The 14,190-nt window shown below is 44.5% G+C and carries 13 protein-coding genes and 1 riboswitch; of the genes, 9 read left to right on the forward strand and 4 right to left on the reverse strand.

Annotation, left to right across the window (positions count from 1 at the left end; genetic code table 11):
* Positions 1-47: 47 nt before the first annotated feature.
* Positions 48-1,118, reverse strand: a complete 1,071-nt coding sequence (locus GHH_RS04175; protein ID WP_015374214.1) for a YncE family protein — start codon at positions 1,116-1,118, stop codon at positions 48-50.
* 205 nt (positions 1,119-1,323) lie between these two features.
* Here GHH_RS04175 and GHH_RS04180 point away from each other — a divergent pair, with 205 nt between their 5' ends.
* From GHH_RS04180 to GHH_RS17935, 3 genes are all read left to right on the forward strand, one after another.
* Positions 1,324-2,295, forward strand: coding sequence for a F510_1955 family glycosylhydrolase (locus GHH_RS04180; protein ID WP_014195227.1), 972 nt, complete (start codon positions 1,324-1,326; stop codon positions 2,293-2,295).
* Positions 2,296-2,404: 109 nt separating this feature from the next.
* Positions 2,405-3,133 (forward strand): sulfite exporter TauE/SafE family protein, encoded by a 729-nt coding sequence (locus tag GHH_RS04185; protein WP_014195228.1) that lies wholly within the window; start codon positions 2,405-2,407, stop codon positions 3,131-3,133.
* 137 nt (positions 3,134-3,270) lie between these two features.
* Positions 3,271-4,509, forward strand: a complete 1,239-nt coding sequence (locus tag GHH_RS17935) for a peroxiredoxin (RefSeq protein ID WP_023633952.1) — start codon at positions 3,271-3,273, stop codon at positions 4,507-4,509.
* A gap of 54 nt (positions 4,510-4,563) precedes the next feature.
* On the opposite strand, the gene GHH_RS04195 is transcribed toward GHH_RS17935, so the two are convergent.
* A complete protein-coding gene (locus GHH_RS04195) occupies positions 4,564-5,007 on the reverse strand; it encodes a cytochrome c biogenesis protein CcdA (protein ID WP_370736689.1) in 444 nt (147 codons plus the stop codon).
* Between the two features lie 35 nt (positions 5,008-5,042).
* Between GHH_RS04195 and GHH_RS04200 the strand changes: the two genes are divergently transcribed.
* The 5 genes from GHH_RS04200 to GHH_RS04215 all read left to right on the forward strand — a co-directional run bounded on the left by GHH_RS04200 (position 5,043) and on the right by GHH_RS04215 (position 8,728).
* Complete coding sequence (locus tag GHH_RS04200) at positions 5,043-5,354, forward strand: metal-sensing transcriptional repressor (protein ID WP_013523213.1); 312 nt, start codon at positions 5,043-5,045, stop codon at positions 5,352-5,354.
* Between the two features lie 15 nt (positions 5,355-5,369).
* Positions 5,370-7,766, forward strand: coding sequence for a heavy metal translocating P-type ATPase (locus tag GHH_RS04205; RefSeq protein WP_015374217.1), 2,397 nt, complete (start codon positions 5,370-5,372; stop codon positions 7,764-7,766).
* 21 nt (positions 7,767-7,787) lie between these two features.
* Entirely contained in the window at positions 7,788-7,991 is a 204-nt protein-coding gene (gene copZ, locus GHH_RS04210; protein ID WP_011230404.1) for a copper chaperone CopZ, read from the forward strand.
* Between the two features lie 325 nt (positions 7,992-8,316).
* Complete coding sequence (locus tag GHH_RS19395) at positions 8,317-8,472, forward strand: putative DNA polymerase beta domain protein region (protein ID WP_015374218.1); 156 nt, start codon at positions 8,317-8,319, stop codon at positions 8,470-8,472.
* Positions 8,456-8,728, forward strand: a complete 273-nt coding sequence (locus GHH_RS04215) for a DUF86 domain-containing protein (RefSeq protein ID WP_014195232.1) — start codon at positions 8,456-8,458, stop codon at positions 8,726-8,728. The genes GHH_RS19395 and GHH_RS04215 overlap by 17 nt, the downstream gene beginning before the upstream one ends.
* Positions 8,729-8,990: 262 nt before the next feature.
* On the opposite strand, the gene GHH_RS04220 is transcribed toward GHH_RS04215, so the two are convergent.
* Together GHH_RS04220 and GHH_RS04225 are read right to left on the reverse strand one after the other, a co-directional pair.
* Positions 8,991-10,577, reverse strand: coding sequence for a multicopper oxidase family protein (locus GHH_RS04220; RefSeq protein WP_015374219.1), 1,587 nt, complete (start codon positions 10,575-10,577; stop codon positions 8,991-8,993).
* 129 nt (positions 10,578-10,706) lie between these two features.
* A complete protein-coding gene (locus GHH_RS04225; RefSeq protein WP_015374220.1) occupies positions 10,707-11,597 on the reverse strand; it encodes a C39 family peptidase in 891 nt (296 codons plus the stop codon).
* Positions 11,598-11,883: 286 nt separating this feature from the next.
* Here GHH_RS04225 and asnB point away from each other — a divergent pair, with 286 nt between their 5' ends.
* Positions 11,884-13,791, forward strand: a complete 1,908-nt coding sequence (gene asnB / locus GHH_RS04230) for an asparagine synthase (glutamine-hydrolyzing) (RefSeq protein WP_041470420.1) — start codon at positions 11,884-11,886, stop codon at positions 13,789-13,791.
* Between the two features lie 202 nt (positions 13,792-13,993).
* Positions 13,994-14,189: riboswitch (cobalamin riboswitch) on the forward strand.
* Position 14,190: the final 1 nt, after the last annotated feature.

Consider the following 14,190-nt stretch of genomic DNA (forward strand, 5'->3'; position numbering starts at 1 on the left):
CGCAGAAAAAACAGCAGGCTGGAACGTCCAACCTGCTACTTTTTCCTTTACGGCATGATGCTGATCCCGTTGGGCATTTCGCCTACTTGAACCGTTTGGATTGCTTTGTTTTGTTCTTGATCAATGACGCTCACGGTGTTGTCGAACATATTCGTAACGAAAACATACTTGCCATCCGGGCTTGTGACGACCCCATGCGCTCCGTTTCCTGTTTCAATTGTGGCCACGACTTGTTTCGTTTTTAAGTTTATCTTGCTTACAGAATGAGAGGGCGCCTCTTTCGTCCCTTGATTGGCGACATAAGCAAACGTATCGTCAGGCGACACGTACACTTGGGCTGGCCCTTGCCCGACAGGGATTTTTTCCACTTTCCCGCTTGTTACGTCAACAATGGCCAAGGCATTTTCAGCATTCAACGTTACGACTAACGTTTTGCCGTCCGAAGTAATGCCGGTTGTGACAGGGATGGATCCGACTGTGATTTTCTTTTCTTCTTTCATTGTTTGCAAGTTGAGAACACTGACGCTGTCTTCCCCCATGTTGGCGACATACGCGTATTGGCTGTCTTTGGAAATGCGAAGCCCGTGCGGGCCTTTTCCGGTTGGAATGGTTTCAATGACTGAATAGCTCGCGAGATCAATAACGGAAACGTTATTGTCTTCATTATTGGTCACAAGGGCGTATTTGCCGTTTTCAGTAAACACGATATGGGCGGGATGGTGTCCCACTTCCACTTTTTTGATTAATTCATTCGTTTCCGTATCATAAAACAACGCCATTCCTTTCATATCCATCGACTGGTCATGCCCGTGTTGTATGGCCGGAACTAACGTAGCGCCGAGAATAGCTCCGTCGGGAGAAACTTGGACGTTATGGACCGCGCCGTCGACTTTGATCGTTCCGACCACTTTGTTTGTTCTCGCATCAATTTTTGAAATGCTTCCGCCCTCGTTGGCAGTAAAGTAGAATTTGTTCGTTTCTTGTGTTTGTTCAAGGGCGGCTGGCTGCCCATTTTTCTCTGGTTCGGTTTTGTCTTGAGGGGAATTGGCTGCGCACCCCCCGAGAACAAACGCCAACATCGCCAATAACGATAACCATACAATCGCGGTTTTGCGCATGAGCGGTTTCCTCCTTTTGCTTTAGGTTGAGTCTACCGACATGATAGTGGCAAATGGGGGAGGTTGCTGTGATTAATTTCACAATAGCAATAAAATATCTTCAAATCGTTACAGTTTATTGAAATCCATACATTCTGCAAATTTATCCGATAAAGTATAAAAGTATGCAACGATTTACACTATGCATGAAGGGGAATGAACATCTATGACAAAAATGAAGAAAGTCATCATCATCACATCCGCTCTTCTTCTAAGCGCCTGTTCATCATCCAACGAAAAAGAACAGGCTTTTATTACGAGCAAAGAACAGTCAAAATCGAATGTATCTGTTACCAATAATCCTTTCTTTAAAGAAAAAAAGGAAGGGAAGATCGAACATTTGCATGGGGTTGGTTATGCAGGCAATCAAAATGCGGTTTACTTTGCTACTCATGAAGGGTTGCTCGTTTACCAAGACAATAAGTGGTATGAAACGGTTTCCAATAAACATGATTATATGGGCTTTTCAGCTACGGACGACGGCTTTTATTCATCGGGACATCCTGAAGAAGGTTCATCGTTAGGAAATCCACTTGGTCTTGTGAAAAGTTTTGATAATGGACAAACATTAATGAATTTAGGATTTTATAAACAGTCCGATTTCCATTATATGACGGTTGGTTATAAAAGCCATACCATCTATGTGGTGAATCAAGAAGAAAATGAAACGCTCGGACGAGGGGTATTTTACAGCAAAGATGACGGCAAAACGTGGTCGCCAAGTCAATTGAATGGCCTGCCGCAAACGGCAGCGAGAACGATTGTGGCTCACCCAACGGATGAAAATATGGTCGGGATTAGTACAGCCGAGGGAGTTTTCATTTCGAGAGATAACGGGAATACGTTTGAACGGTTTACGAGAAAAATTGATACGACGACATTTATGTTTCAAGAAAAGTCGGTTGTATTTGCAGCTGTAGAGAATGATCAGTCTATACTCATCAAACAATCATTAGACACAAAACACGAAGAAGTTCTTGCTGTTCCGCCATTGGATGAAAAAGATCATATCATGTATATAACTTCTAATCCAGCAAACGACAAAGAAATTGTGATCGTTACAATGAACGGGGATATTTTTATGACAAAAAATAACGGTGGAAGTTGGACAAAACTAGCATCAGAAGGGGAAATATAGGGACATGCGGGCGCATGTCTTTTTGTTTGCCTAAAAATATATCGCTCCATAATTTTTGCAAAATTCACTGCTACAATATAAGTAACGGATGGAGAGGGTGAGAAGAAGAGTGTATTCATTCCTAAGCCAAATCAGCAACCTGCTGAGCCAGCCGTTTCTGAATATGGCCAACAGCACAACAGCGCTTCCTGTTTTGTCAGCGTTTCTTCTTGGCATCGTCGGAGCGATGGCTCCGTGCCAGCTGACTAGCAACTTAGGAGCAATCACGTTGTACAGCAACCAATCTCTGCAAAAGGGGATCGCTTGGAAAGAACTGCTTTTATTTATTTTCGGAAAGGTCATCGCTTTTTCCGGGTTAGGCTTGATCGTCTGGTTGATGGGGAAGGAGATTCAAAGTACACTGACACTATACTTTCCATGGTTAAGAAAGCTGATTGGCCCGATTCTTGTTCTCGTAGGCTTGTATTTGTTAGGGCTTTTTAAAATGTATTGGAATGTCACTTTGTTCAGAGTGCCGAAGGGATGGGCAAAAGGAAAAATCGGTTCGTTTTTCATGGGATTTGGCTTTTCGTTGGCTTTTTGTCCAACGATGTTTGTTCTATTTTTTGTTACTCTAATGCCTCTCGTATACTCAACGTCTTATGGAGTGTTGTTGCCGAGCGTCTTTGCCGTCGGAACTTCTGTACCGGTTATTTTCTTCATCCTCATCCTTTGGTACTTAGGATTGAGCGGTGCTGTCATGAAAAAAGGAAGACGGGTAGGGAAGCTCATTCAGCAAACCGCTGGAATTGTGATGGTATTGCTTGGCGTGTTAGATACCATCACTTATTGGTTTTAAAGAAGATGATGCAGTAACAATGTTTGGAAGAACGTTTCAAGATGGTTAGGGTGATGTAGTTATAGTTGTATTTTTTTCGTCGCAAAGAAGAATCCTTTCTAATACCGATAGAAATATGAATTTTGGGGGAATGTATATTGCAATTCGGCAATATAGTCGTTCAGGGCGAAAATCTTTTGCTTATCAGCGGCTTATTGATAAGTTATGTCATGTTTTATTATGGTATTAAAGTATTAAAAATAGAGCGAAATATCATGGATTTAATTTTGAACAGTTTTATTAACGGTGTACTCATTTGGAAATTTAGTTATGTCGTTTTACATCCAAATTCAGTTTTACAAAATCCGATGACAATCCTTTATTTTAACGGGGGATATGTTGGCGTTAGTATGGCGATTGTTTTTATCACGGTCTATACTTGGTTATATGTAAAAAAGCAGAATATTCCTGTGGTTTCTTATACACGGGCAATGGTTCCAGTATATTTTGGCTATTTTAGCACTTTTGCATGGATCCGAGTAATGGAAAATTCCCAAAATTATTTCATCATTTTGCAAGCAATAGCAGCGATTTGTTTTTTTATAGTAGCATCACGAGTCAAAGCTCAAAAAACTTTATTGCAACTTCTTATATGGTTCCATCTCATTCAATTCGAACTAGCCATGTATAAAAAATATTTTGTAAATACAGGAATCGTATCAAAAGAAGTATGGTTGTATGGATCTCTCGTTATCGTTTTTATATGTATTTCATATTGGTTAGAGAGGCGAGAAAGAGAAGAAGTTCTTGAGGAGAGGAATAAAGGACGGGGAAGGAAGGCTAATCAACTGGCTTTAGGTGTGATGGTGGTAAGTATTGCTGTATCTTCTATTTTTAACAGTCAACATGAAGTGGGAAAGGTTAAATCAAAATCGGTTCTATCTACTTCATTGGATTCAGGAAAAATCGGTACGAATAAAGGAGAAATTGCCCCAGATTTTGAATTGCGTTCAATTACAGGCGACAACATACAATTGTCTGATTTGCGTGGAAAAACAGTGATATTGAATTTTTGGGCTACTTGGTGTCCGCCTTGCAGAGCTGAAATGCCGGAAATGCAAAAGTTCTACGAAAACAATAAAAATAACAATGTAGAAATTTTGGCAGTCAACTTAACGAATAGCGAACGAGGTCCTGACGCGGTGAACGATTTTGTGAAAAATAAGGGAGTGACATTTAAAGTTGTGCTTGATGAGCAAGGGGAAATTGGAAATCTATACGGTGCAATAACGATCCCCACTTCGTATATCATCGATAAAAACGGGGTTATTAGAGATAAGTATATAGGTCCTATGTCTTATGAAACGATGGATCGCATGATTTCAGGAGTTCAATAAAAGGTAAATGATGGTTCCTGCTGAGTGGAAGTGACAGGAATTGTGACTATCCACTCAGTAGGATATTTTTGATATTAAAAACCTGTGAATCCTCCAAACAAATCGGTAAAAAGAGATGATAATCTTTGTCATCCAATCAAGAAACAGCATAATTCCCATGATAACCATCAGAATTTCCCCGACTCTGACGATGACAGTGTTATATTTTTTTATCCAATTTAACTTGCCGATAAAAAACGACATGATGAAAAAAGGTGCGGCAAACCCTAATACATAGGCGAACATATATAACATGGCTGCACTCGGTTTGGTAGCCGCCAACGCGATCACTGATACAAGAATTGGACCTGTGCAGGGAGTCCAGCCCGCAGCGAATCCTATGCCAATTAAAATTGTGAATTTTTTGTGGAAAGCGGGCTTTTTCCTGCGCAGGTATTGATTACGGTTTTGTGGTGAACATGATTTGTAGAGGGGATCTCTGTTGCATTTTATACCCATTACCGGTATAATGTAATTAAAAGAGGTGATGTTTGATGAACCATTATGAAGATCATCATGTGGATAAAAAAATGGTTCCACGAACAGAACAGGAAATCGAACGCATTATCAAGCGCTTGAAGCGCATCGAAGGACAAGTGCGCGGTGTACAAAAAATGGTGGAGGACAATCGTTATTGCATCGATATTTTAGTGCAAATTTCAGCGATCAGAGCGGCGTTGAACCAAGTCGGGCTGCAGCTGCTTGAACGCCACGTGAGCCATTGCGTGGCGAAAGCGATCCGTGAAGGGAGCGGAGACGAATCGATTCGCGAATTGATGGATGTGATGAAACAATTTTCGAAGTAAGGGAGGGAAAGGGAAATGGGAGAGCCGAAAACCGTGACGCTGAAGGTGACGGGCATGACATGCGCCGCGTGCGCCAATCGGATTGAGAAAGTATTAAATAAGATGGACGGCGTCAAAGCCCATGTCAATTTGGCCATGGAAAAAGCAACGATTCAATACGATCCATCAAAACAAACGATCGCCGATATCGAAACGAAAATTGAGAATTTGGGGTATGGCGTTGCGACGGAAAAAGTGACGCTTGATATTGAAGGAATGACATGTGCGGCCTGTGCGACGCGGATTGAAAAAGGGTTAAATCGGATGGAAGGTGTGACAAGCGCTGCTGTCAACTTGGCGACAAACAGCGCGGTGGTCGAATACAAGGAGGGTGTTGCATCTGTCGAAGACATTTTAGAGAAAATCAAAAAGCTTGGGTATAAGGGGCAAATTCGAAACGAAGAACAAGACGATGCTGGCCGGAAAGAAGAGCGGCTGAAACAGAAGCAACGGCAACTCGCCATTTCCATCATCTTATCGTTGCCGCTGCTTTATACGATGCTGGCTCATATGCCGTTTGATATCGGCTTGCCGATGCCGCAGCTCTTGATGAATCCGTGGTTTCAGCTTCTTTTAGCTACACCCGTTCAGTTTTACATCGGCGGTCCTTTCTATGTCGGGGCGTACCGGGCGTTGCGAAACAAGAGCGCGAACATGGACGTCCTAGTGGCGCTTGGAACATCGGCCGCGTACGTTTACAGCTTGTACGAAGCTTTTCGGACACTTGGGAATCCTGACTATATGCCAAGACTGTATTTTGAAACAAGCGCCGTCTTGATTACGCTTGTGCTTGTCGGCAAATACTTTGAGGCTCTTGCGAAAGGGCGGACAACCGAAGCGATCTCGAAGCTAGTCAGCCTGCAGGCAAAGGAAGCTACTGTCATCCGTAATGGGGAAGAAATAAAAGTTCCGCTCGAGGAAGTGGTGATCGGCGATACGATCGTTGTCAAGCCAGGAGAAAAAATTCCGGTAGACGGTATGGTCATCGCCGGAGCATCTTCCGTAGACGAATCGATGATTACCGGTGAATCGATCCCGGTTGATAAAAAGGAAGGCGACTATGTGATCGGGGCGACGATGAATACGAATGGCGTACTGACCATTCGTGCCGAAAAAGTCGGAAAAGATACCGCGCTGGCCAATATCATTAAAATCGTTGAAGAGGCGCAAGGGTCGAAAGCCCCGATTCAGCGGATGGCGGATACCATTTCCGGCATTTTCGTACCGATTGTTGTCGGAATTGCGGTTGTTTCCTTTCTAATCTGGTACTTCTTCGTTGCGCCGGGTGATTTGGCCAAAGCTCTTGAGGTGGCCATCGCTGTTCTTGTCATCGCGTGCCCTTGTGCGCTCGGTTTGGCCACACCGACATCGATTATGGTCGGTACAGGAAAAGGGGCAGAACAAGGAATTCTCTTTAAAGGAGGTGAGTACCTAGAGGGAACGCATAAAATCAATGCCGTATTACTCGATAAAACAGGAACCGTGACAAAAGGAAAACCGGAAGTCACCGATGTGCTAGCCTTCCGCGAGGACATGCTCGATTATGCGGTTTCCGCCGAGAGCGCTTCGGAGCATCCGCTGGCTCATGCGATTGTTGAATACGGGAAGAAACAAGCGATTTCGATGAAGCCATTGGAGCACTTCTCCGCCATTACCGGCCACGGAATTGAAGCTGTCATTGACGGAAAAAGCATCCTTATTGGGACGCGAAAATTGATGAAGGAACGCTCTGTAGCGATTTCTGTGCATGAAGATAAAATGGTAGAGCTTGAAAAACAAGGGAAAACAGTGATGCTCGTTGCCATCGATGGACAGCTTGCCGGCATCATTGTTGTCGCGGATACGGTGAAAGAAAGCTCGAAAGAAGCGATTCAAACATTAAAACAAATGGGCATCGATGTCTATATGGCAACAGGGGACAATCAACGGACAGCGGAAGCGATCGCCAATGAAGTAGGCATTGAGCATGTGTACGCCGAGGTGCTCCCGGAAAACAAAGCGAACATCGTCGAGGAATTGCAAAAGCAAGGAAAACGTGTGGCGATGGTCGGCGATGGGATTAACGACGCTCCAGCTCTGGCCAAAGCGGATATTGGGATGGCGATTGGCACAGGAGCTGATGTCGCCATCGAGACCGCTGATGTGACCTTGGTCGGCGGCGATTTGCGCCATATCCCGAAAGCCATTGAGTTGAGCCGCAAAACGATGAAAAACATTCGGCAAAATCTGTTCTGGGCGTTGTTTTATAATACGATTGGCATTCCGGTCGCCGCTTTCGGATTATTGGAGCCATGGATCGCTGGAGCGGCGATGGCATTCAGCTCTGTGTCGGTTGTCGCCAACGCGCTTCGTTTGAAACGCGTGAAACTATAAACATTCAAGGAGGAATGGACGATGACCATTACATTACAAGTACAAGGAATGACATGCGGACATTGCAAAGCGGCGGTGACCAATGCCCTTCAAGCGTTGGATGGCGTCAGCCGTGTAGAAGTGCATTTGCAAGAAGGAACTGTCGATGTGGAGTATGATGAAACAAAGGTCAGCGTAGAAAAACTGAAAGAAGCGATTGAAGAGCAAGGATATGATGTGAAATAACATACGGAAGGTGCCCCGAAGTGATGACGGGGCACTTTTTTATCCAGAGCGTAACGGGACATTGTCATTGCCTAAACGAGTTCTCGGCTGGGGAAAGTTTTTTCTCTTCTTGAAGAATATCGAGAAAGCGAGATGTTATAATGAAAGTAACAGGCGCGGAAAAAGGGGGGTTATTTGCTATCACAACAAGACATCCTTAATGAAATATCGAAATGTTTAGATTTGTGGAAGAAAAAGTATGGTGTGAAGCGAATCGGGTTATTTGGCTCGTACAGTCGGGGGGGAACAAAGGGAATCAAGTGACATTGATGTGTTGGTGGAATTTATGGATAATGCGGTGACGTTTGATCATTATATGGAGTTGAAACTGAGTTTGGAAGATCATTTTCAAAAACCAGTGGATTTAGTGATTGTAGATGATATCAAACCAGGATTAAAGCCAACTATTTTAAGGAGTGTTAAGTATGCAGAGGGATCCTAGCGTCTTTTTGCAAGATATTTTGGCTGCTGCAGAGAAAATTGAGAAGTACACCCAAGGGCTTTCTTATGATGACTTTTTAGATAATGATTTAGTATCAGACGCAGTCATTAAAAACATATTAGTGATTGGAGAAGCAGCCAAAAACATTCCAGACGAAATTAGGCAAGCATCCCCATATATCGAATGGAGAAAGATGGCTGGCATGAGGGATATGCTGATCCACAGTTATTTCTCCATTAATTATCGAATTGTGTAGGATGTCGTTCGAAATAAGATTCCTGTATTAAAACAGCACGTTGAACGATTGCTAAATGAAAGTTAGACTTCAATTCAAACCGTATGCGCTGTTTGGGGATAGCTCGTTATTCAAAAAAGGGGTTGGCCTAAGGGAGTGATTTTTCTTAAACAAAATATAACATATTGTTTTTTGGTGATTGTTTTATACCTATATATGCTAATAAGAAAAGAGGGGCTGACCCAAAACGCATTTGTGTTTTGGGTCAGCCCCTTCAGCTTTTTTATTCACCTTTATTGGTTGTGTCATTCGGATCTGGAGTATAGTCCGATTTGTAGTCGGTATATTTGACTTCTGTCACCATTCCCGCTGAAGCATGGTGCAAGTCATGGCAATGGAACATCCAATTTCCCGGATTATCCGCTTTAAACGCGACGACATATTCTTCACCAGGGTTTACATTTAAGGAATCCTTTATCAATGGAGAGCCTGTGACCGGCTTGCCGTTTTTGCTTAACACTTGGAAGAAATGGCCGTGTAAATGCATCGGATGTACATCCATCGGCGAGTTGTTCACGATTTTTACTTTTACGAAATCTCCTGTCTTCACATGAATAGGCGCTGTGTCAGGATACGTTTTCCCATTAATCGTGAAAATCATGCCATTTTTGCCCATGGCCGTTCCTAAATCCATTGTATACTCTACATCATATTTTTGGTCTAACGTAAATGGACCTGTTTCATATTTTCCATATGTTGTCATATCCGCGACAGGGAGGTTTTCTTTTGCATTTGCTTTGTCCGTATTGTTTGCTTGTCCTTCGTATTGAATTTTCACTTTCATGCCATCGGTGCCTTTCATATTGCCGTGGCATTCCAGCAGCCATTCACCCGGGTTATTGGCGATAAACTCAATGTCGTAGCGCTCACCCGGAGCGATATTCAACAGTTCATCTTTGATTGGTTGCGGGTTCTTTAACGGTTGGCCGTCCGTTGCGACAATTTTAAACTCATGTCCATGCAAATGAAGCTTGTGGGACATGTACCCTGCATTGATCAGACGAAGCCGCACTTTTTCGCCTTTTTTCACTTTTAACGGTTGGACAGCAGCCCCGCTTTTTCCGTTAATCGTGAAAATATCGTACATATTCATATTATGTCCCATGCTGTTCATATCCATTTGTTGATTATCAGAGCTATTTCCATTATTCATATTACTATGATCCATGCCGCTCATATTCATGTCCATATGGCTTTCGGCGTCCGGGTCGCTCATCCATTCATCTAATACAAGCGTGTAATCTCGATCGACTTTTTCTTCATTTTTCGGTTCTACGATTAATGTACCGTATAATCCCTTGTCCACTTGCTCGGCGCTTTTTTGATGGGAATGATACCAATACGTTCCCGGCACGGTTGCTGTAAATTCATACGTAAACGTTTCACCCGGTTTAATGGCGTCCATCGTGACACCCGGTACTCCATCTTGGTTATTTGGAACAGGGTAGCCGTGCCAGTGAATCGTTGTCGGTTCCGGCAATTCATTTTTTACTACGATTTTTACTTTGTCTCCTTGCTTCACGCGGATTTGTGCACCAGGCACGGATCCATTATACGTGTATACCGGGAGTTTGATTTGACCATTAATGGGTAATAACGCTTCCTTCGCAGTAAGGTGAATTTCTTTCCCGGATAATACTTCTGTATTGGTTGCTAAAGGCAATTGCTGCTTGCTCGTTTCAGCGGAAGTATTTTCTTTTTCCATATTCATGCCGGACATGTCGTGTCCCTGCATGGAAGATGGATTTGAGCAAGCTGCGCCAATCGCTGCTACTCCTGCGAAAATGGCGCCAAGCAGCCATTTTTTCATGTCGTTTTCCCTCCTTAAGCTTGTAGTGGGAGATGCAATGATATGATAAAAAATAGATGTGCAAAATGTATGGAGAAAATCGTTCAACTGAAATGTAAAAAAAGGCAAGCGATTCGGATTCACCGATGTCTAACGGTGGTAGGTAATCGCCTGCCGTCCCATTTGAACCCAAGCGTCGATAAAGTCTTGTTTCGGCGCTTTTTGGTTTTTGACAGCGGTCAATGGATCATTGAAATAAATGTACTGCTCATCGTATCCCGTAATGAGCACCGCGTGTTCCCGGTACGTGATTTTGATCGGGCCTTGCGGGGTTTGCCATTCCCGAAAGGCAGAGGGAGGAAGAGGACGAAAGGTGGTGTTGGTGATCACCCAAACCGGTGTGCCTTTGGCCAAGTATGTATAGATGTTCTCAAACGATTGCCCTGTTAAGTCGATGATTTGGTTAGGCAAGTACCGCTCAGCCAACTGCTTGATCGGCTTATGGTACACGCCGTATCCAGGCTTCGATAACGTATACATATCGCCGACAAACCCTTCATTTGGGTGGCCGTAAAACACTTGGCCATTTCGCACTTGATACGGAGTAGGATTTTTCTTGATTTGTTTCGCCAACGTCATCTTATCGACGCGAATGCCGGCATGATTCAAGAGCATGGCCAAGCTGGTTACTTCGCATCCCCTCGGCAGTTCCGGAAGCTGAGACAAAAGGGGGGCGTCAATCAGGACGGATGTCCTTAGCGCTTGTTTCTTTGAAGAGGCAACTGATCGATTCGCCTCCTTTGCTTGATTGCTGGGGGACGGATTGGTTTCCCTGCTGTTTCTGTTCTGTATGAAGGCTTTGATGGCATCGCCTGTCTGGGCCGAACCTGCATAATAGGATAATGAGGCGGCCAATAGCAAGAAACAGGAAATATACAATCCGAGCGACAGTTGATCCATCCTCCCGTTTAGAGGTCTTCTCAAGAGAACAAAACAAAGGGAAACGATGAGAAAAGTCAAAAAAAGGATAAACGCTAACAAGCCATTCTCAACTCCTTTATAACACGTGTGTGTTTTTATCGTAACAGATCTATGTGCAAAAATGGTGAAATTCACACTTTCTCCATATTTTATCGTTAATATTATGAGAAACTGAAAATCTTGCAAGCAGTTTTCCTGAAAAAATGGAAACAGATTGTTTTTGAAACTTGATGTTGTGTACGATAGAATGAAAGTGTCTTTGTATAAATCATTTTAGTTTTAAACAAAAAGGTTTTTGGTGTTGTTTTTGGATTCTTCTTAGCAAAGTGGGGGGACAATCATCGCCATGTGCGGTTTTATTGGCTGTATTCATGATCGCCCAAGAGCGATTGAGCAAACATGGAAAACAACGTTGGTGGAGATGAACCGCCTGATTACCCATCGCGGCCCCGACGATGAGGGGTATTTTTTTGATGACTACGTGAGTTTTGGTTTTCGGCGTTTGAGCATCATCGATCTGGAGGCGGGACATCAGCCGCTGTCTTATGAAAACGATCGATATTGGATCATTTTTAACGGGGAAATTTACAACTATCTTGAATTGCGGGAAGAGCTGGCGGCGAAAGGATATTCGTTTGCGACGCATTCGGATACCGAGGTGATTGTTGCCCTTTACAGCGCGGAAAAAGAAAAAGCGGTCGAAAAGCTGCGCGGGATGTTTGCGTTTGTCATTTGGGACAAGCAAGAGAAAACGGTGTTTGCGGCGCGGGATCCGTTCGGCATTAAGCCGTTTTTTTATGCGGAGCAAGGAGATCGCACATTTTTCGCTTCGGAAAAGAAAAGCATCTTGCTGGCCCTCAGACAGGAATCGCCAAACGGTGATTCCCTGCAGCATTATTTAACATTCCAATATGTCCCTGAGCCGCTGACGATGTCGGCCGGCATTTACAAGCTGGAGCCGGGGCATTATCTCAAGAAAAAAGTCGGAAAACCGCTCACCATTCATCGTTATTGGAAGGCATCCTTCGAGCCCATTCGCCAATCGGAAGAGGAGCTTGTCAAGCAAATCCGCGATGCGCTGTTTGATTCGGTCAACGTCCATATGCGCAGCGATGTGCCGGTCGGTGCGTTTTTGTCGGGAGGCATTGATTCATCGTTCATCGTCGCCATCGCGAAACAATTCCATCCGCACCTGAAGACATTTTCCGTCGGGTTTGAGCGGGAAGGGTTCAGTGAAATCGATGTCGCAAAAGAAACCGCAGAGAAGCTTGGGGTAGACAACATTAGCTATGTCATCTCACCGCAGGAGTATATGGAAGAGCTGCCGAAAATTATGTGGCATATGGACGATCCGCTTGCCGATCCTGCGGCTGTGCCGCTGTATTTTGTCGCTCGTGAGGCGAGAAAGCATGTCACGGTTGTGCTTTCCGGCGAGGGGGCGGACGAGCTGTTTGGCGGCTACAACATTTACCGCGAACCAGAGTCGTTGCGGCTGTTTGCGCGCATGCCAAACATCGTAAAAGCGGTGTTGCGGGTGATCGCGAAGATGCTTCCGGACGGAATGAAAGGAAAAAGCTTTTTGGAGCGCGGAACGACGCCGCTTGAAGAACGGTATGTCGGCAATGCGAAAATCTATAGCGAAAAGGAAAAAGCGGCGTTGCTCAAAACGTACCAAGAGGGGCGCGAATATACGGCGGTGACGGCTCCTTTTTACCGCGAAACGCTTCATTACCCACCCGTCAACCGGATGCAGTATATTGATCTTCATACATGGCTAAGGGGCGATATTTTAGTCAAAGCGGACAAAATGACGATGGCCCATTCGCTTGAGCTGCGCGTTCCCTTTTTAGACAAAAAGGTATTTGAGGTTGCTAGGCAAATCGCCCCTGACATGAAAACAGCCAACGGCACGACGAAATATATTTTGCGCAAAGCGGCCGAGGGCATCGTACCGGATCATGTGTTAAACCGGAAAAAATTAGGGTTTCCCGTGCCGATTCGCCACTGGCTGAAAAACGAAATGTATGACTGGGCGAGACAGCTCATCAACGAAAGCGAAACTGATCATCTGTTCCATAAGGACGTGCTCTATCGGCTGCTGGATGAACATGCCCGCCACAAGGCGGATCATAGCCGCAAGCTGTGGACGGTCTTGGCGTTTATGGTTTGGCATCAAGTCTATGTGGAAAAGAAGTACGATTTTGCTCAATCCGTACAAAACGAGGAGCGGCCAGCGTCTGTTTTGGAGGCGTAGCAGGGAAACGACAGGGCGTTCTAAGGGCGACACCTAGAACGCCTTTTTCGATGGTGCGGACAGTTTCCTTGCCTTTGGCGAAGCGAAAGAGAAAATTTGCTTTCTCCCACTCTTGCAATTCTCCCGGTTTTGGTATATGCTTGTTCCATCAGGATGATCATCTACTATATATTGTTTTGTTCTCTTTTTTAAACAACTATATATCGTTGCGCCAAGCAATGGTGTCCATCAGGACTTAATAGGGAATCCGGTGTGAATCCGGAACTGCCCCCGCAACTGTATGTGCGGACGAAATGGGATGGCCACTGGCGGCAAGAGCCATTCGGCGCGCCGCTGGGAAGGCCCCAAAGTAGGACGATGCACGAGTCAGGAGACCTGCCTTGCTTGGAACGTTTCATG

It is taken from the genome of Geobacillus sp. GHH01 (genome assembly GCF_000336445.1).
In the GTDB taxonomy this organism is placed as follows: domain Bacteria; phylum Bacillota; class Bacilli; order Bacillales; family Anoxybacillaceae; genus Geobacillus; species Geobacillus zalihae.